This window comes from Enterobacter sp. ECC-175, from assembly GCF_043968675.1.
In the GTDB taxonomy this organism is placed as follows: Bacteria; Pseudomonadota; Gammaproteobacteria; order Enterobacterales; family Enterobacteriaceae; genus Enterobacter.
In genome coordinates, this window is record NZ_CP143776.1 from 2,679,332 (window position 1) to 2,704,070 (window position 24,739).

At 55.5% G+C, this 24,739-nt stretch carries 22 protein-coding genes; 10 read left to right on the forward strand and 12 right to left on the reverse strand.

What is annotated here, in order from left to right; translation table 11 throughout:
- Nucleotides 1–65 precede the first annotated feature (65 nt).
- Entirely contained in the window at nucleotides 66–2,099 is a 2,034-nt protein-coding gene (gene dcp, locus V1599_RS12820; protein ID WP_395300177.1) for a peptidyl-dipeptidase Dcp, read from the forward strand.
- 269 nt (nucleotides 2,100–2,368) lie between these two features.
- On the opposite strand, the gene V1599_RS12825 is transcribed toward dcp, so the two are convergent.
- The gene (locus V1599_RS12825; RefSeq protein WP_395300178.1) at nucleotides 2,369–3,268 is read right to left on the reverse strand and encodes a LysR family transcriptional regulator; all 900 of its coding nucleotides are present in this window, start codon (nucleotides 3,266–3,268) and stop codon (nucleotides 2,369–2,371) included.
- Between the two features lie 92 nt (nucleotides 3,269–3,360).
- Here V1599_RS12825 and V1599_RS12830 point away from each other — a divergent pair, with 92 nt between their 5' ends.
- The 5 genes from V1599_RS12830 (at nucleotide 3,361) to V1599_RS12850 (ending at nucleotide 8,311) form a co-directional block, all read left to right on the forward strand.
- Complete coding sequence (locus V1599_RS12830; protein WP_395300179.1) at nucleotides 3,361–3,846, forward strand: cyclophilin-like fold protein; 486 nt, start codon at nucleotides 3,361–3,363, stop codon at nucleotides 3,844–3,846.
- A 127-nt stretch (nucleotides 3,847–3,973) separates the two neighbouring features.
- Nucleotides 3,974–5,191, forward strand: a complete 1,218-nt coding sequence (locus V1599_RS12835; RefSeq protein WP_395300180.1) for an MFS transporter — start codon at nucleotides 3,974–3,976, stop codon at nucleotides 5,189–5,191.
- Nucleotides 5,192–5,207: 16 nt separating this feature from the next.
- Nucleotides 5,208–6,254 carry an NAD(P)-dependent alcohol dehydrogenase gene (locus V1599_RS12840; RefSeq protein WP_395300181.1) on the forward strand — a complete coding sequence of 349 codons (1,047 nt, stop codon included), beginning with the start codon at nucleotides 5,208–5,210 and terminating at the stop codon, nucleotides 6,252–6,254.
- A 16-nt stretch (nucleotides 6,255–6,270) separates the two neighbouring features.
- A complete protein-coding gene (locus V1599_RS12845; RefSeq protein ID WP_077227020.1) occupies nucleotides 6,271–7,299 on the forward strand; it encodes an alpha/beta hydrolase in 1,029 nt (342 codons plus the stop codon).
- Between the two features lie 25 nt (nucleotides 7,300–7,324).
- On the forward strand, nucleotides 7,325–8,311 hold the full coding sequence (locus tag V1599_RS12850) for an aldo/keto reductase (RefSeq protein ID WP_395300182.1): 987 nt from the start codon (nucleotides 7,325–7,327) through the stop codon (nucleotides 8,309–8,311).
- A gap of 310 nt (nucleotides 8,312–8,621) precedes the next feature.
- On the opposite strand, the gene V1599_RS12855 is transcribed toward V1599_RS12850, so the two are convergent.
- Nucleotides 8,622–9,749 (reverse strand): Bcr/CflA family efflux MFS transporter, encoded by a 1,128-nt coding sequence (locus V1599_RS12855; RefSeq protein ID WP_395300183.1) that lies wholly within the window; start codon nucleotides 9,747–9,749, stop codon nucleotides 8,622–8,624.
- A 101-nt stretch (nucleotides 9,750–9,850) separates the two neighbouring features.
- Between V1599_RS12855 and V1599_RS12860 the strand changes: the two genes are divergently transcribed.
- Nucleotides 9,851–10,666 (forward strand): AraC family transcriptional regulator, encoded by an 816-nt coding sequence (locus V1599_RS12860; protein ID WP_395300184.1) that lies wholly within the window; start codon nucleotides 9,851–9,853, stop codon nucleotides 10,664–10,666.
- A gap of 400 nt (nucleotides 10,667–11,066) precedes the next feature.
- Here the strand turns inward: V1599_RS12860 and V1599_RS12865 are convergent, their stop codons facing one another.
- The 9 genes from V1599_RS12865 to V1599_RS12905 form a co-directional block, all read right to left on the reverse strand.
- A complete protein-coding gene (locus V1599_RS12865) occupies nucleotides 11,067–11,309 on the reverse strand; it encodes a DinI family protein (protein WP_112009908.1) in 243 nt (80 codons plus the stop codon).
- A 153-nt stretch (nucleotides 11,310–11,462) separates the two neighbouring features.
- A complete protein-coding gene (locus V1599_RS12870) occupies nucleotides 11,463–12,098 on the reverse strand; it encodes a DUF421 domain-containing protein (protein WP_112009909.1) in 636 nt (211 codons plus the stop codon).
- Complete coding sequence (locus tag V1599_RS12875; protein ID WP_112009910.1) at nucleotides 12,098–12,553, reverse strand: DUF3290 domain-containing protein; 456 nt, start codon at nucleotides 12,551–12,553, stop codon at nucleotides 12,098–12,100. The genes V1599_RS12870 and V1599_RS12875 overlap by 1 nt, the downstream gene beginning before the upstream one ends.
- Nucleotides 12,554–12,713: 160 nt before the next feature.
- Complete coding sequence (locus V1599_RS12880; RefSeq protein WP_395300185.1) at nucleotides 12,714–13,889, reverse strand: fimbrial protein; 1,176 nt, start codon at nucleotides 13,887–13,889, stop codon at nucleotides 12,714–12,716.
- A 29-nt stretch (nucleotides 13,890–13,918) separates the two neighbouring features.
- Nucleotides 13,919–16,456 (reverse strand): fimbria/pilus outer membrane usher protein, encoded by a 2,538-nt coding sequence (locus tag V1599_RS12885; protein WP_395300186.1) that lies wholly within the window; start codon nucleotides 16,454–16,456, stop codon nucleotides 13,919–13,921.
- A 107-nt stretch (nucleotides 16,457–16,563) separates the two neighbouring features.
- Entirely contained in the window at nucleotides 16,564–17,268 is a 705-nt protein-coding gene (locus V1599_RS12890) for a molecular chaperone (RefSeq protein ID WP_395300187.1), read from the reverse strand.
- Nucleotides 17,269–17,349: 81 nt separating this feature from the next.
- The gene (locus V1599_RS12895) at nucleotides 17,350–17,907 is read right to left on the reverse strand and encodes a fimbrial protein (protein WP_297122653.1); all 558 of its coding nucleotides are present in this window, start codon (nucleotides 17,905–17,907) and stop codon (nucleotides 17,350–17,352) included.
- Between the two features lie 185 nt (nucleotides 17,908–18,092).
- Entirely contained in the window at nucleotides 18,093–18,641 is a 549-nt protein-coding gene (locus tag V1599_RS12900; protein WP_297122654.1) for a hypothetical protein, read from the reverse strand.
- An 831-nt stretch (nucleotides 18,642–19,472) separates the two neighbouring features.
- A complete protein-coding gene (locus V1599_RS12905; protein WP_112009911.1) occupies nucleotides 19,473–20,462 on the reverse strand; it encodes a 2-hydroxyacid dehydrogenase in 990 nt (329 codons plus the stop codon).
- 210 nt (nucleotides 20,463–20,672) lie between these two features.
- Between V1599_RS12905 and V1599_RS12910 the strand changes: the two genes are divergently transcribed.
- From V1599_RS12910 to V1599_RS12920, 3 genes are read left to right on the forward strand one after another with little or no spacing between them, the layout of a single operon-like run.
- Nucleotides 20,673–23,309: a YdbH family protein gene (locus tag V1599_RS12910; RefSeq protein ID WP_112009912.1), complete on the forward strand. Its 2,637-nt coding sequence runs from the start codon at nucleotides 20,673–20,675 to the stop codon at nucleotides 23,307–23,309.
- Complete coding sequence (locus V1599_RS12915) at nucleotides 23,309–23,500, forward strand: YnbE family lipoprotein (RefSeq protein ID WP_112009913.1); 192 nt, start codon at nucleotides 23,309–23,311, stop codon at nucleotides 23,498–23,500. The genes V1599_RS12910 and V1599_RS12915 overlap by 1 nt, the downstream gene beginning before the upstream one ends.
- A 7-nt stretch (nucleotides 23,501–23,507) precedes the next feature.
- Nucleotides 23,508–23,825, forward strand: coding sequence for a YdbL family protein (locus tag V1599_RS12920; protein WP_112009914.1), 318 nt, complete (start codon nucleotides 23,508–23,510; stop codon nucleotides 23,823–23,825).
- Here the strand turns inward: V1599_RS12920 and feaR are convergent, their stop codons facing one another.
- Nucleotides 23,826–24,734, reverse strand: a complete 909-nt coding sequence (gene feaR, locus V1599_RS12925) for a transcriptional regulator FeaR (protein WP_112009915.1) — start codon at nucleotides 24,732–24,734, stop codon at nucleotides 23,826–23,828. It abuts the gene before it with no gap.
- Nucleotides 24,735–24,739: the final 5 nt, after the last annotated feature.

Here is a 24,739-nt window from a genome sequence, read left to right on the forward strand (position 1 = left end):
ACGGCATTGCAGGCGCGGGCGGCGTGGCCTACTCTGGGGGAATACACCGTTCTCAGGAGTGAAAGATGTCGGTCAATAATCCTTTCTTTGAAATTAGCCTGCTGCCGTATCAGGCCCCGCGCTTTGATGAAATCAACGATAGCCACTATCGCCCGGCCTTTGATGAAGCCCTGCGCCAGAAGCGCGCCGACGTTGACGCGATCGTCGCCCAAGCCGCGGCGCCGAATTTTGACAACACCGTGCTGGCGCTGGAGAAGAGCGGCGCGATGCTGTCGCGCGTGAGCAGCGTTTTCTTCGCCATGACCTCGGCGCACACCAATGATTATCTGCAGGAGCTGGACGAGGCGTTTTCAACCGAGCTGGCGGGGCTGGCTAACGATATCTGGCTGAACGCCGCGCTGTTTTCCCGCGTGGAGGCCGTCTGGCAGGATCGCGACGCGCTGGATGCCGAATCCCGACGGCTGGTGGAAGAGACCAGGCAGCATTTCGTGCTGGCGGGCGCGCGCCTGAGCGACGAGCAAAAGGCCGAGCTTAAGGCGCTGAACACCGAGGCCGCGGCGCTGACCAGCCAGTTCAACCAGCGCCTGCTGGCGGCGGACAAGGCTGGCGGGCTGGTGGTTGACGACGTAACGCTGCTCGACGGGCTGAGCGACGATGACATCGACGCCGCCGCGCGGGCCGCGGAAGAAAAAGGTCTTCAGGGCCGCTGGCTAATTCCGCTGCTGAATACCACGCAGCAGCCTGCGCTCGCGTCCATGCGCAATCGGCAGACCCGCGAAGCGCTCTTCAGCGCGGCGTGGCTGCGCACGCAAAAAGGGGATAATAACGACACGCGCCAGCTGATCCTGCGCCTTACCGCGCTGCGCACGCGGCAGGCCCAGCTGCTGGGCTTTGATAACTACGCCAGCTGGAGCATGGCCGATCAGATGGCGAAAACGCCCGACGCGGCGCTGAGCTTTATGCGCGGGATCGTCCCCGCCGCGCGCGCCCGCGCGGAGCGCGAGCAGGCTGACATCCAGAAGGTGATTGACGGCGAGCAGGGCGGCTTTACGGCGCAGGCCTGGGACTGGGCCTTTTATGCCGAGCAGGTTCGGCTGGCGAAATACGCGCTGGACGAGTCGCAGATCAGGCCCTATTTTGCGCTGAACACCGTGCTGGAGGATGGCGTATTCTGGGCCGCCACGCAGCTGTTCGGCATCCGCTTCGTCGAGCGGTTCGACATTCCCGTTTACCATCCCGACGTGCGCGTGTGGGAGATTTTCGACCAGAACGGTGAAGGCATGGCGCTGTTCTACGGCGACTATTTCGCCCGCGACTCGAAGGGCGGCGGCGCGTGGATGGGGAACTTCGTTGAGCAATCCCGTGAGCTTGCCGCGCGTCCGGTCATATATAACGTCTGTAACTATCAAAAACCGGCCAGCGGCCAGGTCGCATTACTCTCCTGGGATGATGTCATCACGCTGTTCCACGAGTTTGGCCATACGCTGCACGGGCTGTTCGCCAGCCAGCGCTACGCCACGCTGTCGGGCACCAACACGCCGCGCGATTTCGTCGAGTTCCCGTCGCAAATCAACGAGCACTGGGCCAGCCATCCGCAGGTATTTGCCCACTATGCGCGGCACTACAAAACCAACGAGCCGATGCCGGAGGCGCTGCGCGACAATATGCTTAACGCCACGCAGTTCAACAAGGGCTACGACATGACGGAGCTGCTGAGCGCCGCGCTGCTGGACATGAACTGGCACAGCATTGCCGGGGCGGTGGATGACGTGGAAACGTTTGAAGCGGCCGCGCTCAAAAAAGAGGGTCTGGATCTTCCCGCCGTGCCGCCGCGCTACCGCAGCAGCTATTTTGCCCATATCTTCGGCGGCGGCTACGCGGCGGGGTATTACGCTTACCTGTGGACCCAGATGCTGGCGGACGATGGCTATCAGTGGTTTGTCGAGCAGGGCGGTCTGACGCGCGAAAATGGACAGAAATTCCGCGAGGCGATTTTGTCGCGCGGGAACAGCGCTGATTTAGCTGAACTGTATCGCCAGTGGCGCGGGCGCGATCCGAGGATTGAGCCGATGCTGGATAATCGAGGATTGAGCATTTAAGCGCTTTTTTAGGTTGGAAGCAGAACCGGGCGCGATGCCCGGTTTTTCTTTCTGAATCCTTACCTTTTGAAAAATTTGCAGGATGATAGGTGGTCATACCTGAATAATTTACAAAAGATATATTCTGAAGCTCTAGAGAAACTTACAAATCAAACGGCTAAGCTTCGCACAGTCCCCGGAATGGGAGCGTCTTACTATGTCCAGGACCGCTTTGTGCCAAAAGCGGACGTTCACGTCCGTTCTTGAAATATTGGCCCGATAATTCAGCGTTAAATTTTCCGGTTAATACGCAACGCATCCACAACGAGTGAAAACGCTGGGGAAGGCTGTTTACGGCTGGGATAATAAAGATAGTAGCCGGGAAAAGGACGGCACCATTCTTCAAGCACGCGGATCAGTTTTCCTTCCTGCAGATGTGTGCCGAACTCCTCTTCAGGTAAAAAGGCAATGCCCAGTCCGGCAAGAGCTGCGTCAACGACGTGTTCCGATGTGTTAAACGTCAGTTGCCCTTCAACCCGAACGTGAAATTTACCGTTTTCCTGCTCAAACTCCCAGGCGTAAATTTTCCTCGATTGAACCATGCGCTCATTAATACAGCAGTGTTGCATCAGATCGCGTGGCGTCTGAGGGGCGGCGCACCGGGCGAAATACTCAGGGGAAGCTACAGCCGCCATGCGCAGTTTCGGGCCAATGGGTACGGCTATCATATCTTTGTCGATAGTGTCTCCGAGCCGCACGCCGGCATCAAAACGATCCGCAACGATATCCCGGAACCCGTGGTTGGCATCAAACTCAATATGAATATCAGGATATTCCCGTAACAGTGGTGTCAGCTTTGGCAGCAGCGTGGTCTTCAGAACATTAGGTCCACATGTAATACGGACGGTCCCGGCAGGTTTATCACGCAGTGCCGTCAGCATGTCCAGCTCGGCTTCAATCTCATCAATACGATGTCCCACAGACTGCAGCAGTCGTTCCCCGGCAGCCGTCACTGACACACTGCGCGTGGTCCTTGTCAGCAGGCGGATTTGCATCCGTTCTTCCAGCCCGGAAATCGCCTGGCTCAGTGCGGGCTGGGTCACGCCGAGCTGGGCGGCAGCGCGCGTAAAGCTGCCCTCACGCGCCACGGTGACGAAAGAGAGTAAGTCGTTGAGATTGCGTCTGGCCATGCTCGTTTCCGGTCCATTTATAAATTTTACTTATAAGGGTATTAAGTATTCATTAGCTAGTTAACCCGCTGCATATTGGTAACAATAATGCGATGAAAAAGTCAACGCTAACCCTTATGCAAAACGCCTACCGCAGAACGTCACTGCTGCTCCTTGCCGGCCTGCTTTTCGTCACGCAGTCCGCTGTGGCGGGTGGCAACGACCGGGGAGTGGCACAGGAGACGCTAGTGAAAATTGAGATCATTGTGGAGGGAGAAACCGCCACCGCCACCCTCTTTGATACGCCGACAGGCCGGGACTTTGCGTCTCTGCTTCCCCTCAGCCTGACGCTGGAAGACTATGCCGATATCGAGCGCATAAGCAACTTGCCGCGCAGGCTTTCCACGGTGCAGGCACCGGACGGCATAACGCCGGAAGCCGGAGATATCACTTACTACGCGCCCTGGGGCAACCTGGCGATTTTTGCCCGGGGCAGGGCTTACGCCCGTTCACTGATCCTGTTAGGGAAAGTGGATTCCGGACTGCCGGTCCTGCAGCGCCACGGACCTCTTGCGGTGCAGATCAGGGTCGCCAACTGACCCGCAGCACCTTCCGTACCGCGATTATCCCTCTTATCCCGTCCCCGTATGCCGTTTCAGCTCTTCCTGCAGCGCTGAAGGCTCCGGGGCACAGACTTCATGTTATCTACTGAAAAGAAATCCCTGAATGAGTAATAAGACAGACGAAAACAGAAAAAAAAACACCGGAAGCGGGAAACAGCCTGCGCACTGGAGTGGTGTCTTTGCCATGACGCTGTGCGTCTTCGCCCTGATCGCCTCCGAATTCATGCCGGTCAGCCTGCTGACACCGATGGCGCAGACCCTTCGTGTCACCGAAGGCATGGCCGGACAGGGCATCGCCATTTCCGGGGCATTTGCAGTGGTAACCAGCCTGTTTATTTCCGTGCTGGCAGGCACGCTTAACCGGAAAACGCTGCTGCTCGGCCTGACCTGCATTATGGCAATTTCCGGTGCTGTTATTGCGCTGGCACCCAATTACCTGACCTATATGGCGGGTAGGGCCCTGATTGGCATTGTGGTCGGCGGGTTCTGGTCGATGTCGGCCGCGACGGCAATGCGTCTGGTCCCGGTGCATCGTGTTCCGCTGGCGCTGGCTATTTTCAACAGCGGCAATGCTCTGGCTACCGTCGTGGCTGCCCCTCTGGGCAGCTGGCTCGGATCGGTGGTTGGCTGGCGGGGTGCCTTCTTCTGCCTGGTGCCGGTCGCCATCATCGCGTTTGTCTGGCAATTACTCAGTCTGCCTTCCATGCCGGTCACCCGTCAGGCCGCGGCTTCCCGCAACGTATTCATGCTGTTTCGTCGCCGGGTGGTCACGCTGGGCATGCTGGGTGTGGGGATCTTCTTTATGGGGCAATTCACGCTCTTTACCTACATCAGGCCTTTCCTTGAGACGGTGACGCGGGTGGATGCTGCAACGGTGACCCTGGTCCTGCTGGTTATTGGTGTCGCGGGCTTCATCGGCACTACCCTGATTGGCCGGGTGCTGAAACGCGGGTTCTACCCGACCCTGATGGCCATCCCGGTGCTGATGGCCATCACCGCGCTGGCACTGATTGCCTTCGGCAGTCAGGTAGCCATCGTGACGGCGCTGCTCGGGCTGTGGGGGCTGATTTCCACTGCCGCACCGGTGGGATGGTGGGCATGGATTCCGCGTACTTTCCCGCAGAATGCCGAAGCGGGCGGCGGACTGATGGTGGCGATGGTGCAGCTGTCCATTGCCCTCGGTTCGACGGTGGGCGGCCTGCTTTTCGACCATCACGGCTACCAGAGCACCTTCCTGGCCAGCGCCGCGATGCTGATTATCGCAACCGTACTGATCTTTCTGACCTCGCGGGCAGACACTTCTGCCGCAGACCATTCATAAACCCAGGAGTAATGCCATGACAGTTAAAGCTTACGGTGCCCATGCGGGCACACTGCCGCTGGAGCCGATGGATATCACCCGTCGCGCCCCCGGTGCCCATGATGTGCAGATTGATATCGCGTACTGCGGTGTCTGCCATTCGGATATCCACCAGGTACGCGCTGAATGGGCCGGAACGCTCTATCCCTGCGTACCGGGACATGAAATTGTCGGCCGTGTAGTGGCCGTTGGCGATCACGTCTCCGGTTTTTGTGCAGGGGACCTGGTGGGGGTCGGCTGCATTGTTGACAGCTGCAGGCACTGCGGTGACTGTGACGACGGGCTGGAGAACTACTGCGACCATATGACGGGGACATACAATTTCCCGACGCCGGATGCGCCAGGCCACACGCTGGGCGGATATTCGCAGCAGATTGTGGTGCATGAGCGCTATGTCCTGCGCGTCACTCACCCGGAAGCGCAACTGGCCGCCGTGGCTCCGCTGCTGTGCGCGGGGATCACAACGTACTCACCACTGCGTCACTGGCAGGCGGGGCCCGGCAAAAAGGTCGGAGTGGTCGGTATCGGTGGACTGGGGCATATGGGGATCAAGCTTGCGCACGCCATGGGCGCGCATGTCGTGGCCTTTACCACGTCTGAGTCCAAACGTGACGCCGCCAGAGCGCTTGGTGCAGATGAGGTGGTGGTCTCCCGTCATGCCAGCGAAATGGAAGCCCATGCAAAGAGCTTCGATTTCATCCTCAACACCGTTGCTGCACCGCATAACCTCGACGTGTTCACCGCACTGCTGAAACGCGACGGCACGATGACACTGGTGGGTGCGCCAGCCACGCCGCATGACGCGCCAGAGGTGTTCAGCCTCATCATGAAGCGCAGATCGATTGCCGGGTCGATGATTGGCGGCATTCCTGAAACGCAGGAGATGCTCGATTTCTGCGCCCAACACGGCATTGTCGCCGACATTGAGCTTATCCGCGCCGACCAGATTAACGATGCCTATGAGCGCATGCTCAGGGGCGATGTGCATTACCGGTTTGTCATTGATAACGCCACCCTGGCTTAATAATAAGGAGACCATCATGAAAAAATTTACGTTAGCGCTGGGGCTGTTGATCAGTGCATTTGCTTCCTCTGCGGCGGATATGTCCCGTGGGGCCGATAATTTTTATAAAAGCGATAAGGTGACGCAGCAAAAAGTCACCTTTAAAAACCAGTATCAGATGGCCGTGGTCGGCAACCTGTTTATCCCGAAAACGATGGGCCAGAACACCCGACACCCGGCTATCGTCGTGGGTCATCCGATGGGAGCCGTTAAGGAACAGAGTTCAAATCTTTATGCGCAGAAGCTGGCGGAGCAGGGTTTTGTCACGCTGGCTATCGATCTCTCTTTCTGGGGAGAAAGCGAGGGCAAACCGGGGCACCTGATTTCACCGGAAATCTACACAGATGATTTCAGCGCGGCGGTTGATTATCTGAGCACACAGCCGTTTGTCGATCCGGATAACATCGGTGTGCTGGGTATCTGCGGCAGCGGAAGTTTTGTTATCAGTGCCGCCAAGATTGACCCGCGTATGAAAGCCATTGCCACGGTCAGCATGTATGACATGGGGAGCGCGTTCCGTAATGGCCTTAATCATTCCCAGACGGGAGAACAACGTAAGGCCTTTATCCAGTCAGCCATTGAGCAACGGTTAGCCGAGTTTAAGGGCGGCGAGACGGCTTATATCCCTGGCACCGTGAACAAACTGGATGACTCCACACCGGATATTCAGCGTGAGTTCTTTGATTTCTACCGCACAGAACGCGGCGGCTACACCCCGCAGGGTCAGAAAGAAGAACTGACGACGAAACCGATGTTGAGCAGTATTGGCAAGTTTATGAACTTCTATCCGTTCAACGACATTGAAACTATCTCTCCGCGCCCGATGCTGTTTATTACCGGCGATCAGGCACACTCAAAAGAGTTCAGCGAGGATGCTTTCAAACGCGCCGGTCAGCCTAAAGAACTGTACATCGTACCGGGCGCAGGGCATGTCGATCTGTATGACCGTACCGACGTAATCCCTTTTGACAAGCTGACAGACTTTTTCCGTAAAAATCTGAAATAACGTGTTCAGTTAAGGAGCATCTGACATGAACTACAAACATCTTGGTCGTACCGGACTGCGGGTGAGCCGCATCGGTCTCGGTACCATGAATTTCGGTGAGCTGACGGATGAGTCGGCCAGCTTCAGGATCATGGATGAAGCCGTGGATGCAGGTATCAACTTTTTCGATACCGCTGACGTCTATGGCGGGCCGCAGTCGCCGGATATGGCAAAGGGTTACGGAACATCCGAAGAAATCATCGGTAACTGGCTGGCGCGTAGTGGTCAGCGTGACCGGATAGTGCTGGCCACGAAAGTTTACCAGCCGATGGACACGGGCCCGAACGACAAATACCTGTCTGCCTACCATATCCGCCGCGCCTGTGAGGCCAGCCTGAAAAGGCTGAAAACGGACCATATCGATCTCTACCAGATGCACCATATCGACCGGAACACGCCCTGGGAGGAGATCTGGCAGGCCATGGAACAGCTGATCCGTGAGGGTAAAATCAGCTACGTGGGCAGCAGTAACTTTGCTGGCTGGGATATTGCCACTGCACAGTGCAAGGCCGACGCGCGCAACCTGCTGGGGCTGGCATCGGAACAGAGCCTGTACAACCTGACCCAGCGTACGGTTGAGCTGGAGGTCATTCCGGCGCTCCGTCATTACGGCATTGGCCTGATCCCCTGGAGCCCGGTCGGGATGGGGATGCTGGGCGGTGTTCTGAAGAAAATTGCCGGTGGCCGCCGGGCATCACCGCAGTTGCAGGCACAAATCAACCGCCTGCGGCCACAACTGGAGGCCTGGGAAACACTGTGTGATGAGCTGGGGGAAACACCATCAGACGTCGCGCTGGCTTGGCTACTGCAGAACCCGGTGGTTAGCGCCGTGCTCAGTGGTCCGCGTACAGTTGAACAGCTCCGTCAGAATCTCAATGCCCTGACGCTGTCTCTTTCAGACGATACGCTCAAAAGGCTGGATACCATCTGGCCGGGGCCAGGCGGAGAGGCACCTGAAGCTTACGCGTGGTAAAAGGTTATCAGTGTTAACAATTACCGGCCTTCGGGTCGGTAATTACATTATTTCGGCGAAATTTATTTATTACCTGAAGATGTTGTACTTTTCATCAATTCTTGGATGACCGCTTTTCGCTCAAAGCGGCCTTTCAGCTTAGATAACTTGCTCGCTTCGTGCCAGGAGCGGACATTACTCGCGCTATAAAGCAATCATTGTCGAGAGCAGCTCACAGCTTAATCGGGCTGCAGCAGTCGTAAACCTTTTTATATTGCGCCGGGAACCCATTCTCTAACAGGTTCCCAGGTAAAGTTTAAAATCAACAGGCTTAGCGCCGTGACAGGCTGCAAAGGCAGGCTATTGCTGCACACGCGGTAAGGACCAGTCCCAGAAGCTGTACGATACCGGCAAGTCCCAGCATCATTCCCAGCAGGAGATAGTAGACTAATCCAAACAGCGCTCCGGCAGCTCCTGCCTGTTCACGATATTGGCTTAATGCCTGGCTGAGCACGTTTGGAATCGCAATGCCATAGGCAATCACAACCCCGGCCACTGGCACAAGGATCCAAACTGATTGCTGTAAGACCCATGCTGCGATACCCGATAACAGGGCCAGCAGGCAGGCATTTTTCACGAGCTTTTCTGGTGCCAAACCGATAGACAGCAATTTCCGGTTCCACAGGCTCCCCGATAGAGAAGCAAAAGCCAGTAAAACGCCCGTCCATCCGAAAGCCCTTGGACTCCAGCCCAATTGTCCGAAAAGAAACGGTGCAAGGCTGTAGTAACTGAAAAGCATTGTATTCAGCAGTGCGACAAGCATTGCATTTTTCCAAAGGCTTCCATCTCCCGCCATCCGGCAAACCAGCCCGCCAAATCGGGAGCCGGAAGTCTTTTCCGAGCGCGTTTCAGGCAGTAAGAATGCGGTCAGTGCGAGCAGTACCAGTGCCATCGTGACCAGGGCAACAAACACGCCTCTATGTCCGTATAGGCTAACCAGCCAGCCCCCACTTACCAGACCGAAAACGGGACTGATTGCCAACGCCGCCCCCATCACGGAGAAAACGCGGGCTAATGCCGTCGATTCGTAACTATCACGCAGCATCGTCTGAACTACAACGGATCCTGCTGCTGCGCCTACGGCTGCAACCATGCGCGCCAGGAGCAGGACGCTAAAGTCTGAGGCGACAAGCGCCAGCGCGGAACCGGTCCCGTAGCACAGAAGCCCAGCCATCATTGCAGGTCGCCGACCTACGCGGTCGCTTAACCAGCCCCAGAGCGCAACGCCGACGGCAAACGCGACGAAATAGACTGAAAGCGTCTGGGCGGCACGTTCACTGCCTACCTGAAAAGCACGGGCAATGTCTGGCAAAGCCGGGCTGTATATGGTTTCCACAAGCTGTGGAAACATGATCAGTAATGTCAGTAGCCACAGCGGTGGCTGTTTATTGATATTCATAACAACAATCCTTAGATAACAGAATATGCGGCTATTATTGAGGAAGTTGCTATGTCGTTTTATCATGATGGGGACTATTTATATTTAAAATCGGACATGTGATGAAGATTAGCCAGGACGATTATTTTGATCCGGACACGTTCGATGATGGGGTGATCGGAATTGCATCCGATATGGGGGTACACGATTCAGGGATGCACAGCCACCTTCGGCACCAGCTGCTTTTTTCGGCAGCGGGAAGCATCACCATTGAGCTGGATAATACCCTTTGCCTGCTTCCGCCCCGGCGGGCTGCCTGGATACCTGCTGGGACACGTCATCGCGCCATCATGAATGGCTCAATGGCCTATCGTTCACTTTACTTTTCAAGCGCTTTACCGTTATCCACGTTGCCCCTGCAGATCGTTGAGGTTAATCCCTTATTCTTCGAGGTGATTGAGCGGATGGCGTTCTGGCAATGGGGAATGCCTGAAGAGCAACAAAGCAGTCTCATTACCGTATTTTGTGAAGAAATTAAAAATGCCCAACGCGAAAACTGGGCGTTGCGATATCCCTCAGATAGTCGCCTGAGTGCCTGGTTAGACAACGTACGAGGGGGCGAATTACCCCCACGTTTAGTGCAGTTAGCCCAAAAGATCGGTGCATGTGAACGCACGATAAGCCGTATATTTATCCGGGATACAGGTATGAGTTATCGGAGCTGGAGGCAACAGTGGAGGCTGCTGAAAGCGATGGAAATGCTGTGTGATGGCTGGTCGCTAAGTTATGTGGCACAGCAGCTTGATTTTGTCAGTGACAGTGCCTTCATCGTTTTCTTTCGTCAGTATACGGGGACAACACCGACGCGATATCTCCGCCATTCAATCGCTGACCATCAGGACATATCGTTGGTTTCACCGTCGGTAAAACTGATTTAGCCGAGGCCAGCAAAACCTCTATGGCAGGGGAAAAACTCGCCTCCCATCCTGACATTTATCGCAGCAGGCCGCGATCGTTAAGGCTGCTGCCACGGCAGTAGTCCTGCCAGTATAAAAACATTTGCTGCCAATAAATGACAACGTCAGATAACCGTCTAAAATTTTCTTAGGATAAAACTGACTACATGGAATGACGAATGACTTTTCTCGCCGCAATTCTCTTATCTTTACTCCTTTCCGTGACCAGCCTTATCTATATTCTGCTGGAGTTAGTCAGCATTGGGTGCGATCCCGAAAGACATTAGCCACGTACGCGTAAGGGAAAAGCAGCAGAAAAAGCTTAACCTCATGCCGGATGTTCATGCCCGAACAAACGGCATTCAGCCTGGCTTATGCGACGTTATTCTGACACGAGCCACATGTCGGCTTCTTCAAACATCTCCTGAACGGCCCGGCTAATGTGTTCCTTCTCATGCTTGCTCGCGTCCGTATTGATCGCCGGCAAGGTCATCATCGGCTTAACCCGAACCTCTGCATCTGGAAAGATACGGTGAACTCTTTTGCTCAGTTCGGCGAGGATGACTTCTCTCGCACCGGGCAGACCGTCAAAATTCCTTTTGTCATATACGAGTTCCACGAACATGTCTTAACTCCTCTTTGCTGGGGAGCTTAGTATATACTGTGTATTTAAACAGTGCCAATGCGCGTGGGGGTGTGATGCCGTTTTTTTCGCTCGCCGGAGTGCGCCAGATCCGATTCCTTCGTTCAGCGCAACACGAGAGGGGAGCTCTTCGACTTAGCGCGGGTATCCGTATAAGTTAAGCTTGCCCGACAGGTATTCTCCGAGATAAACCTCGCTGATTTTTACGTAGCCTTGCTCCACGACTTTTGACTCCAGCCAGTCAATGTCTTTATCAATGATTTCCAGAACGTCGAAGTTAGCCATTCCATCGACAATAATGGGATAGCGAATATTTTCATCGCCCACTTCGATAATGGTTAACTGACCATTTTGCTCGAGTATGACGCGCTTGAGTTTTTCAATCTCGTAAACACCGTTTGCCCTGAGTTTGAACATTAGGTCGTTCGCTGAAATCCCGTTCCGCAAGCATTCCTGGACGTCAACGCTTCCATTGTGAACCAGGGTGATAGGCTTTCCGTCGACAATCCGTTTAACGAGGTGGTTATGTTCTTTTGAAAACTTGAGGATAAATACCAGCAGGGTCCAGATAATGAGCACCAAAACGAACTGCAAAACGGTAATCGATTCGTTGTAGATGACCCCGCCAATGATGCCACCTAAAACGTAGTTCTGGACCTGATCCATGGCGGAGGTCGGGGCCAGGTTGCCTTTCCCCATAAGGTTAATTTGTATGATTAGACACAATATCCCAAGGCCTAACTTTATTATTATCGGGGTATAAATCAGCATCACTTATCCTTGTTTTTAAGTAAGGTAATGTTGGGGTTGGTTAGCCAGGTTTCTTGCAGGATATAGGTGTTTTGGTCGGCGCTTAGGTTAACCTTATAATAGTTATCTTTAATCTTAATTATCACGCCGTCGACAAGTTGAAATGAGTTGGCGTAAATGTCATTGACGCTGACGTTTTTTTGCTTAGAGAGCACGTTAACGAAGTTAACCATCTGAGATGACTGGGAGTGCGCGCTTTCGCTGTTTGTGTATTCAGAGTACTGTACGCCCAGCATAAAGAGCAGAAACAAGAAGGCGATGATCGTCAGGTCTCGGTATTTGGTTTGTAGCCTGTGTCGCATATACAGGCTGAAAACAACAATCGTCACCAGTAGCGTGCTGAAGATGATGATGTATTTCAAATAATCATTCAGGCTGGACTGTGCCTGAAGATAATTGATTCCATAAAAATTCATTGCGTCCACCTTAATTCATCATCCGTTAATAAAATCTTTATGGTTGCATAAGATAATTCGTATTAAATATATACGCTTACGGAGAAAAACACGAGGCGATTTAATTGAGGGGATTACAGGAGAGCATTCAGGCCGCGAAGTCAGCCTGAACGCATGTCCGTCAGTTGTAGGTGATGGTGAATACCGCCGCGCCGTTCGCCTTTCCGGCCTTAACGTCTGATTCATACTGCACGTAGCGCGCCTTGAGCGGAATGGTGTAGCTGGAGCCATCCACCGTGGGCAGGTTTTGCAGGCTGAACGCACCGGAGCCGTCCAGGTTCAACGACGTGGCGTTGTTTCTCTCCGACAGCTCAATGCCGATGCCCGCGGCAGCCGTTGGCCCGCTCTCCAGCTTCGCCAGCAGGGGATTGCTGTCCACCACCCCGTGTACGCTATTGAAGGTGAGGGCGACCTGGTTTGGCGTGCTCGTGCCGGTAGTCACTCCTGTGGTTTCTCGGTAGGTGTGGTTGCCGTAGCCGACGAAAGCCGGGCAATCGCGCAGGACGATATCAAACTCGGTCCACGGCGTAGTGCTCCCTACGCCGGTAAAGTCGCTGCGCTGGTGGGCGCCGAGATCGACATCCACTACCGACGTCGCCAGCTGACAGGTTTTGGTGTACATCGTGATCGCGCCGCTAAAGCTGAGCGTAACAAAGACGTGCTCTATGATATTGGGCTTTCTCGAACCTGATGTGACCTGAAACGTAGGGAATGACGATCCCAGCACCTGTTGGGTGCCTGTCGCAATTGGACCGGTTTTGATGAGCTGCACGTCCATCCTTGAGAATTGACCCACTCCTTGCGTCAGCGTGCCATAGCCCATTTCCATATCGTTCTCCCAGATTGCCGGAAATTTAGACGTTATGACTGAACCTACAAGGGTAAATATCGCGCCAATGCCCGGTACATTTGTTGGGTAAATCTCGTTTTCACCCGAGAGGGTTGGCGCGCCCGAAGGTGTAGCGATTGCATCTACTCTGCTGTAAACGTTGAATGGCAATAAGTCCGAACCCTCCTCAATATCTTCGATGGTAACGGTGCAGGAATACGACGTCGTTCGGGAAATGCCTAAAAACCGACCGGTGTAGAGAACCTGACCCACGGGCACGTCTTCTCCTACGGTAGACATGCCGGGCCCCACAACAGGAATGGATAGATTATCGTAAAAGAGGGTGTTGAATCCGCAGGTGAACGCCTGAGCCTGCAGCGCCGTCAGGGCTAAGACTCCGCACGCCAGGCGGCTTATCGCCCGACGCGAGTGCGTAATGAGGCTGAAGAAACGCAACGTTATTTTCATCATCTTTTCCTTTAATGCCCGCATTCTGGCTATTCGCAGCGCGAGTTGAATTTAATGGCATTGCTTTTTTCCAGATCGGCGCTGGCGGGCAGCATGTAGCGCACCTGGCACTGCTGGTCAGGCGCCTGGCCCCAGACCACTTTGATTTTGCCTTCCGTCGACGGCACGCGGGCAAACAGCCTGCCACCCTGGCCGACGACGCCAATGTGTCGGCCCTCGCTGTCGTACGCCTCGGCACCGAACGGCAGCGGCTTCCCGCTTGCGGTTGGCGCGCTGATCAGGGCGGGGTAGCCGACGGTAGTCTCATATTTCACCTTCACGACCGCGCCGCTGTAGGGCGCGACCTTTTGGCTGGTGAGGTTCAGCTCGACGTTGTTCGACAGCCCCTTTGGACTGATCTCCACTTCGTTAAGCTGGTATGCCGTCAGATACGGAATCACCGCGTAGCCGAAGCGATCCACCTTGATCCCCGGATAGCTCACCATGCTTGCGCCCTTTGCTCCCTTCGCCTCGACCAGCGCATAGGTATCCCCGCTGTAGGGGGAGAGCGTCAGGCCACCCGAATGGGCCACCATCGCGCCACTCAGTCCGGCGGACCAGGTTTCATAATGTTGACCGCCGCCCGCCAGGGCGCTCACGGTGGTGTACGGCGTGCGCGCGGAGCCGTTCATCACCAGGCTGCTGCTGGCGCTGCCGCCGCTTTGCCGGTTATGGCCCGCGGTGACGCTATAGCTGTATTCGCTTTCGGCGCCGGACGTACCGGAGGCAAAAAGCTGCTCGTTAAGGGTATTGCCCGGCCCGCGCGTGAGCGTGGAGCCCATTTGGCTGAAGCCGAGCAGGCCGTCGAGCGGCAGCGTCAGGTTCAGCATGTAGGTATTTTGAAAACGGCCATACAGGTCCTGAGTCCGGTTAACGCTCAGGCTGTAGCTCAGGCTTTTAAACCGGTTGTTGTAGCCAAACTGATACTGACGTTCGGTCGCGTCGTCGTTCCAGTAGGCCTGCTGCCACGCGCTCACATAAAACTGCCCCCAGCCCGGCGGCAGCGGCTGCGAGGCGCTGACGAGCAGCCTGTCCTTTGCGCGACGGGCGGTTTTACCGCTGCGGTTGCCTGGGTACAGCTCGGCGGTGGACATGGCGGTCATGAAGTCCATGTACCCGTCGGTGGAGTAGCGGTAGGCGGCAATGGACAGGTTGCTGCCGGTGCTCTGTACGACGTTGCTGTACTTAAGCTGGTAGCTTTCGCCGGACATTTTGTCCCATCCCGCGCCGAGGCGCGGGCGCGCGTGCGTCACGTCCAGCGAAAAGGTACCGAACGTCGTGCCCAGCGCCGCGCCGCCCTGAAGCGCCTGGTAGGCCCCGTTGCCCTGCATGCCGCCGTACAGCGTCAACGCGTTATTGATGCCGCGGCGGTAGGTTGCCTCGGCGAGCGTTGGCTCTTCGCGCAGCTGGCTTGAGCGAATTTTCCCCAGGGTCAAGCTGTAGTGGTGCGTGCCGGGGCGCAGCAGGTTGCTGGTGGCCGTGTAGGGTATTTGAAAGTTCTGCAGCGCGCCGTCCGCTTCCTCAATCGACACGTCCAGGTTGCCGCCGTAGCCGGTCGGGTAGAGGTCGGTAATTTCAAAGGGACCAGGCACCACCTGGCGTTCGTAAATCACGTTGCCGTTCTGGCGAATAACGACTCGCGCGGCCGTTCGGGCCGTTCCGCGCACGACTGGCGCATAGCCCCGCACGGAGTTGGGCAGCATTTGCTCTTCGTTAGCAAGCTGCGCCCCGCGAAATGACAGCGTGTCAAAAAGCTCGCCTTTGGTGTTAGCGTCGCCCAGCAGCAGGCGCCCCTGGATCTGCGGAATGTCGCGCTGCAGGTAGGTATTGATGTTGTTGTAATCGCTAACGGTATCCGTCGTTTTGGTGTAGACGCCGTTATGACGAAAATACCAGCCGCCGAGGTTAAAACCGCCGGTGAAATTACCGTACAGGGTGTCGTTGTCTTTGCCGTGATAGCGCGTGGTACCGGCGTTAAGGTTATAGCCCAGCGTCGCCGCCGTGATGCCGGTATCCCACTGTTCGGGGTTCACGTAGCCGCGAGGGCGGGTAATGAGATACACCTCCGGCAGGGTCAGGTTCAGCGCCTGCTCGTTAGCATCGAAGGAGACGCTGTTATCCGGCAGCAGGCGGTTGAGGGCGAGGCAGGCGTCGCTTTTGGCGCTTTTTTGCGCGGCAATCGTGCGCTGCGCCTCGGGGGATAGCTGCTCGACGTTGATGTCCAGCGCGTCCAGCGTCGAAGGCTTCACGCAGATATCCACCTCGGGATGGCTTTTCCCGGCGACGATCCTGTCCTGAACCGTGATGTCATCGCGCCCGATGCGCCGATCGTTCACGATAAGCTCGACGCTATGTCGGCCCGCGGGGGCGAGATCCTGATTATAGCGGGTTAAGTCTATCCGGCTTTGGCTGCCTGGGCTCATGAAGTGGGGGTCAAACTCAATATCGTCGTTGGCCGCGCTTTCTGCGGTGATTGCCAGCATGACGGCGACGGCCAGCGGAGACAGTAAAGGGTGAAAAACGGACATGTGAGTTCCTTTCACTTCAGCGAAGTGATGACGTACGCTGCGGTTAATCATGGCGATGCCGGTACCCGGCCTGAGGGTGTGACTACAGGCCCGGTCTGCGGTGGCCGTTAAGGTGCAACCGGCTGTGGTAGAGGATTAATTCCGCCAAAGTCATTGATATACGATGGATAAATGGTTGAAGGGCTCTTGCTTATGGCAAAGAACATTTTTCCGCCGGGAGCGATCATGCCGCCGCTACCAATCGGTTTTTTTCCGTCCTTGTCTTCAGCAATGTTGGCCAGCGAAACGTAGTAGGGCGTCGGGTTTGTTCCCTCTATGCCGCCGCTCACCTTTTTCCAGGTGACGGATTGCCCGGCGAGGTTTGCGTCTCCCGCCAGCGCGGAAGGGCGGTAGAAAATTTTGATGCGCGAGCGAAACGCCATCTGAAGCTGGCTCTGCTTTTCTTTGCTCATCGGGGGGACTTCAAGCACGTTGAGCCAGAACACGGATTCTTTATCCGCCGGCAGGGCTTCGCCCGTGTACGTTAGGCGCAGCGTTTGGCCTTTTCCAGGATTGATGCGGTTCACCGGCGGCGTAATCGTGAACGGCGCTCGCGCGGTTTCCGGCGTCGCCTCGGCATCGCCGTCATCGACCCAGCTTTGCGCCAGGACAGGCTTATCGCCGCGGTTATCAATTTTGACCGTCACTTCTCGCTCTGCTGCCGGGTAAACCACGCGCGTACCGGTGATGACGATCCCCGCAGCGGCGGGCGATATCAGGGCGACAGAAAACATGCACGCGGTGGCGGCACGGTAAACGGTGCGAAAAATCATACTGCATTCTCCTGGAATGCGGGGAGCCACGTTCGGCTCCCCGCGTGACGCGAGTCAGCTATCTCTCTAATTCAGACGTGATTAGAAGTAGTTGATGGTGAAGTTGACCGAGCTGGCGACCAGACCCGGCGTTGCTGCACCGGTTGCGTAGTATTCCACGGCATAGGGCAGCGTCGCGGAGCCAGAAGAGAGGTCATACGTGGTGGATGAAGTATGCTGATCGGGGCTACCGACCTTAATAGCGTTACCGGTTGGCGCATCGACCAGCTGCAGCTGGACGTTGCTTGCCCCGGTGCCGTCGGTGATGGTGTTGTTCAGGCGATAGCCGATCGGATCAACGGTTGAACCGTTTTCAAAGAACGCCGCCGCGCTGGTCACGGACGCAGAGCCCGAGCAGTTGCTCAGCTCAATATTAAAGCCCGTACGTTTGGCGGTATCGCCGGCTGCGCCCAGCTGGCTCTTATCTACGGCCTGCAAAACAACGGTTGCCGGGCTCGCATTCCCGTCAATCGTGACGTCACAGGTTTTATCCAGCACTTCTCCCGTAAAGTTAACGGTGCCGTTAGAAGCGGCCTGCACGCTCGCTGCGCAGAAGGTGGCTGCGATAGCGATGGCTAAGGAATGCATACTGACTTTCATGGTAAACTCCATTTTCACTTGATAAATAACCCGCGGGCTTTCCCGCAGATACGGATCATCCTGCAGCAAACGGCTAACGCGCTGCCTTAACGTTATGTTTCCAGTTCGTTAAAATAGGTATCTGCCGTATTTTTACCGCTGCTGCTGAATGAACTGTTTTTTAACAGGCACACCTGTTGTTTATTTCACTGAATCGGTTTCATGCCCAGAATATCGCGGCATAATAACAATCCAGCTGAATTACATTTTAAAAGCCCATATTCACGGAAAATGCCGCGCTTAATTTTATAAATGCTCTTTAAGTTTTCCTCCGACGACGTTGCCAGGCTCGACGTCGATTTTCCGGTACACAGTTCATCAAATAGGGTTACGGTTTTCTGATCGACTTTTTCATGATAAATCATCGACCGTACCGCTCTGCTTATGGTTGCACTCAGGGCTTCCATACTGACATTTTTGGGAAGCAGCCAGGGAAAATGAGTCAACTTCGCTGGGATAACGGGAATATCCATCATTACCAGCAGTCGACAGCGCTTTAGCCTCGGGTTACGCAATAGTTTACTGCGCAGCTTAATATCATTAACCGCAATAATAACCACGTCACCGGGTTGCGGATAGAAAAGACGGCGTTCTTCATTAACGTTATGAATAAAGCAATGGTTGCCGTTGATATTAATTTCTTCACATAAGCCGAGTATAAAAAAGCTGTCATCTGAAATTAGATAATAATTCATCAGGTATAGCTCTCCCTAATTCCTTTCAAATTAATTTGAGAGGAATACTCATCTGTCATTCCATTTGTTGTGACGATTAAAACATCGGCTTAGGCAGTTTGGTAATCGTTTTAAGTTATTAAGAATCTACTTATTAATAGCTTTTATCGATCGAATTTAAGCGGTTCTTATTATCTGCAGGAGATGATTAACAATTTATTTTCAGCAGGTTATGCTGCATTTTTATGCGTTAGGAATTTTCCTGGAAGGTCTAACTATAGGAAACTACGAGGAAAAATTTCAAAAGCAGATAAATCAAATGAAAACTATACGATGATGCCAGCATGAAACAATTGTTAACATATATTGTGTTAGTTTTTTATATTGCTAAATGAGTCACTACTGGCGTAAAGATCTTCAAGGGTAAACAATGAAGTGAAAATAATCGGTCAGGAAATGATTATTATAATTAAGAAAATATATCTTTAGAATTGTCTCTATTTAAGAGGTATTTAAAATCAGCCAGGATTATTTCGTGTAGACATTACAATTTATTCACATAAAAGGGCAGGGAAAATAAGTGGCTATTTGCAATATATGTGATCCTTGTCACATATATTAAGGGTGAGAGTCGCGATGTATTATGAAGATGGCCTTTAAAAAAGGCCGTTTTGATAAATCCAAACGATTATTGTAATAGCTATCCCATATTAATCGCTTCAAGACGTATGAAAGGTGTCCGTATTGAGCGTAAGACGCGACGGTTATGCAAAATAATCGGGGAAGAGAAGAGAGGGTAGGAAAAGCCCTCTCAGCGCGATGTGGGAGGGCAGAAGGGTAAAAAGCGTATCGCTACACTAACGCATTAGGACACGCTTCGCCTTTCTCCAGCTGGAGCAGGTTACCGAGCGTAGTTTCTGAAATGCTGATTAGCGCTTCGGCGGTCAGGAACGCCTGGTGGCCGGTGAACAGCACGTTGTGGCAGGCGGACAGGCGGCGGAACACGTCGTCCTGAATCACGTCGTTAGACTTGTCTTCAAAGAACAGATCGCGCTCGTTCTCATACACGTCCATGCCCAGCGCGCCGATTTTCTGGGTTTTCAGCGCTTCAATCGCGGCCTGGGAATCGATCAGCCCGCCGCGGCTGGTGTTGATGATCATCACGCCGTCTTTCATCTGCTCGAACGCGGACGCGTTAAGCAAATGGTAGTTTTCCGGCGTCAGCGGGCAGTGCAGAGAAATCACGTCAGACTGGGAGAGCAGCGTCGGCAGGTCGACATACTCCACGCCCAGCTCGAGCGCGGCCGCGCTTGGGTACGGATCGAACGCCAGCAGGCGCATGCCAAACCCTTTCAGGATGCGCAGGGTGGCAACGCCAATTTTTCCGGTCCCGATGACGCCCGCGGTTTTGCCGTACATGGTGAAGCCGGTCAGGCCTTCCAGAGAGAAGTTAGCGTCGCGGGTGCGCTGATAGGCGCGGTGAATACGACGGTTCAGCGACATCATCATGCCGACGGCGTGTTCCGCCACCGCTTCCGGCGAGTAGGCCGGGACGCGAACCACCTTCAGGCCCAGCTCTTTGGCCGCGTCCAGATCGACGTTGTTAAAACCCGCGCAGCGCAGGGCGATGTACTTAACGCCGTGCTTTTTCAGCTCTTCCAGCACCGGGCGGCTGCCGTCGTCGTTAACAAAAATGCAGACGCCTTCGCAGCCGTGCGCCGTTTTGGCCGTTTTTTCAGTCAGAAGAAAGTCAAAAAATTCAAGTTCGAAGCCGTAAGCCTCGTTAACATGCTGCAGATACTTTTTGTCGTACTGCTTTGTGCTATAAACCGCGAGTTTCATAAGGCTTTCTCCAGTGATTTTACAACCACGTTAGCATGATTAAAATTATCTTACAATTTTTAAAATATTATTGAAATCAATAAGTTCTATCAATTATTTTAGAGCATCTATTCTTAAAAAAGGCATTCTCTTCATCTGACTGGCTAAACATGCGACAATGATCGGCAATGTCGGCTTATTTCTTTCGCTAAATCAGGATATTAACTGCCCATGAAGGGTAAATACAAAGCCGCGATTGCGCTACTTCTGCTGCTGATACTGGTGCCGCTGACGCTGCTGATGACGCTCGCGCAGTGGGTGCCAACGCTGGCGGGCATTTGGCTGCCCGTCGGGACGCGCATCGCCTTCGACGAAAGCCCCAGGCTTACGCGCCATGCCGTTGTGATCCCCGATCTGCGCTATCTCGTTGAAGACTGCGAGATTGCGAAAGTCCAAAACATCACCTTAGCCCATCCCAGCCGCTGGCGCTTAGACGTTGGCTCACTCGATCTCAACTCCGCCTGCCTGAGCAAGCTGCCGCAGTCGGCCCCGTCCGAGGTCGCACCAAAAACGCTGGCGCAGTGGCAGGCCGTACTGCCCAATACCTGGATAACCATTCACCGCCTATCGCTCTCGCCATGGCAGCAGTGGGAAGGGGAGTTTCGCGCGTCGCTGACGCCAGAGCTTCAGTCCATTACCTATCAAGGCGAGCAGGTCAGCCTGAAGGCGAAACTCCAGGGCCAAAAGCTGACCGTGAGCCAGCTTGACGTGAGGCTTCCTGATTATTCCGATCCCGTCAGGCTGGTCGGCGACTTTACGCTGCCGCTGGTCCCGGACGGCGTGCCGGTACAAGGCCACGCGCTTGCCACCTTTAACGTGCCGCAGCTTTCGTCGCTGGTGGATGCCGATCTGGACTGGCAGGAAAATCAGGGGCAGCTGGTGGTGATGGCGCGGGATAACCCCGATCCGCTGCTGGACCTGCCGTGGACGATAACGTCCCAGCAGCTGAACATCAGCGACGGACGCTGGAGCTGGGCGCTGCCCGGCATGCCGCTGAGCGGGCGCGTGGGGCTGAAGATTGATAACTGGCAGCAGGGGCTGGAGAAGGCGACTCTTTCCGGACGGCTCAACGTGCTGACGCAGGGCGACGCGGGCAAAGGCAACGCCGTGCTGAATATCGGCCCCGGCACGCTGAGCATGGACAACAGCAGCATGCCGCTGCACCTGAGCGGCGAGGCCAAGCAAAACGATCTGATCCTCTATGCCAAGCTGCCGGCGACCTTAACCGGCGCGCTCACCGATCCGCAGCTGACCTTTGAGCCGGGCGCGCTGCTGCGCTCGCGCGGGCGGATTATCGATTCGCTGGATATCGACGAAATCCGCTGGCCGCTGGCGGGCGTTAAGCTGACGCAGAAGGGCGTGGACGGTCGCCTGCAGGCGATCCTGCGCGCCCATGAAAACGAGATGGGCGATTTTGTGCTTCATCTTGACGGCCAGGCCAACGACTTTTTGCCGGATCAAGGCCTGTGGCAGTGGCGCTACTGGGGCAAAGGCCGCTTTACGCCAATGGATGCGGGATGGGACGTCGCGGGGAGAGGCGAGTGGCGCGACAACGTCATTGAGCTAACCGACCTGTCGACGGGCTTCGACAAGCTCCAGTACGGCACCATGCGGGTCGATAAGCCGCGCCTGGCCTTAACCCGCCCGGTGCGCTGGCTGCGCGATCCGGCGAATCCCAAATTTAGCGGCACGCTGTCGCTCAACGCCGGAGAAACGCACTTTTCCGGCGGCAGCGTGCTGCCGCCGTCGGTGCTCAACTTCAGCGTTGACGGCACCGATCCAACGATCTTCCAGTTTAAAGGCGATCTGCATGCGGACAGGATTGGCCCGGTGCAGGTCAACGGCCGCTGGGATGGCGAACGCCTGCGCGGCCAGGCCTGGTGGCCAAAACAGTCGCTCACCGTGTTCCAGCCGCTGATCCCGCCGGAGTGGAAAATGACCCTGCGCGACGGCGATCTCTACGCGCAGGTGGCATTCTCCGCCGCGCCCGGGCAGGGCTTCGAAGCCGGGGGCCACGGGGTGGTGAAATCCGGCAGTGCCTGGATGCCGGATAACCAGATTAACGGCGTCGATTTTGTGCTGCCGTTCCGCTTTAGCGAAGGCACCTGGTCGCTGGGCACGCGCGGCCCGGTCACGCTAAGGATCGGTGAGGTGGTCAACCTCGTTACCGCGCACAACATCACGGCCGATTTGCAGGGCGATTATCCGTGGAGCGATGAGCGTCCGCTGCTGCTGACCAACGTAAAGGTCGAGACGCTGGGCGGTAAAATCACCATGCAGCAGCTGCGCCTGCCGCAGCACGACGCGGCCCTGCTGCGCGTGGACAACATCTCCACCAGCGAGCTGATAAGCGCCGTCAATCCTAAGCAGTTTACGATGTCCGGCCCGGTGAGCGGTGGGCTACCGTTCTGGCTTAATAATGAAAAGTGGATCGTCAAAGACGGCTGGCTCAGCAACCCGGGCCCCATGACGCTGCGTCTTGATAAGGACACAGCCGACGCCATCGTGAACGATAATATGGTGGCAGGGGCGGCAATCAACTGGCTTCGCTACATGGAAATCTCCCGCTCGTGGACGAAAATCAATCTCGATAACCTGGGGGTATTGACCCTGGCGGCGACCATTACCGGCATCAGCCGCGTAGACGGCAAAAGCAGCACGGTGAATTTGAACTATACCCATGAAGAGAATGTCTTTACCCTCTGGCGCAGCCTGCGCTTTGGGGACAATGTGCAAACGTGGTTTGAGCAACACGCGGCGTTACCCGGTACCCGCGGTTCGACCGGCAAGGAAAGTGAGGAACAATAATGAACAAGATGGCCGCTAGTCTCACCGTCGCCGCCGTCGCGCTGCTGGCGGGCTGTACGCCGCGCATTGAGGTTGCGGCGCCCAAGGAGCCGATTACCATCAACATGAACGTGAAGATTGAGCATGAAATCCACATCAAGGTCGATAAAGACGTGGAATCGCTGCTCAAATCGCGCAGCGATCTTTTCTGAGGACGCCATGAAACGATTCGCTTTGATTTTACTGGCGCTGGGGATGAACGCGCAGGCCGCGACCCTCACCCTGAACGAGGCCCGCGCGCAGGGGCGCGTGGGGGAAACCCTGAGCGGCTATATCGCGCCGATTACCCATGATGCGCAGACGCTGGAGCTGGTTAACCGCATCAACGCCGCGCGCACGGAAAGCTATCAACAGCTGGCCGACAGCAACAATTTACCGGTCGATGACGTGGCGAAAATGGCCGGGCAAAAGCTGGTGAACCGCGCTCAGCCGGGCGAGTACGTGAAGGGGATTAACGGCAAGTGGCTGAAAAAGTAATTAGCGAAAGCGCCTGCGGTATTCGCCGGGAGACACGCCAAAGCGCTGCTTGAAGGCGGTTGAAAAATGGCTATGGTCGGCAAACCCCCAGCTATAGCCAATGCCCGCCAGCTTTTCATCATCGCTGGCGGCGCGCAGAACCTGCGCGCACCTGTCCAGACGGCGGTTTTTAATATACTGCGCCACCACCAGGCCTTTATCCGCAAACATGCGGTACAGGCTGCGCACCGACACGCCAATTTCCGAGGCGATCCATTCCGGGCGCAGCGCTTCAGACTGAATGTGATCGTCAATCAACGCCAGCACGCGCTGAAACAGGCGCTCCTTGCGCGGCTGCGGCACCTCGCGCTGCTGAAACGCCGGGCGCAGCAGGCAGACCATGGCCTCCAGCGCCGCTTCGCTTTCTCTGTCGCTCAGGTCGGCGTTGCCCATGCTCTCCTGCAGCAGGCGATGGCTCAGCTGTACGGTAGGCAGGGCGCGCGACAGGGGCTGCGCGCAGCTAATTTCCTGAAAACGGCAGTGCTGCTCAATGATCTGGCGCGGAAGGAGAAGCGAAATCTGGCGGGATTTTTGCTGCCAGATAATAGAGCAGGGGCGCGAGGCGTCGAGAAGCGTAATGTCGCCGGCCTTGAGCAGGGAACGGCGATCGTCCTGTTCTATCGCCGTGCTGCCGGCGAGCTGAAACACGGTATAAAACCAGGCATCGTTACCCTGTTTAATTTCCTGACGGGTGCGGAAAAGGTTTACCCCCGCGGCGGTCACGGTGCTGAGCTTCAGGCTACGGGCGTAGCTCGTCTCCAAATCGCCGACAAATTCCCCGTCGGTCGGGCGCGCGTCAAAGCGCCCGCACACCTGGTTAATCTGCGCCAGCCACTGCTGTAACTTTTCCCCTTCGCTTGCACACGCCATGGTTA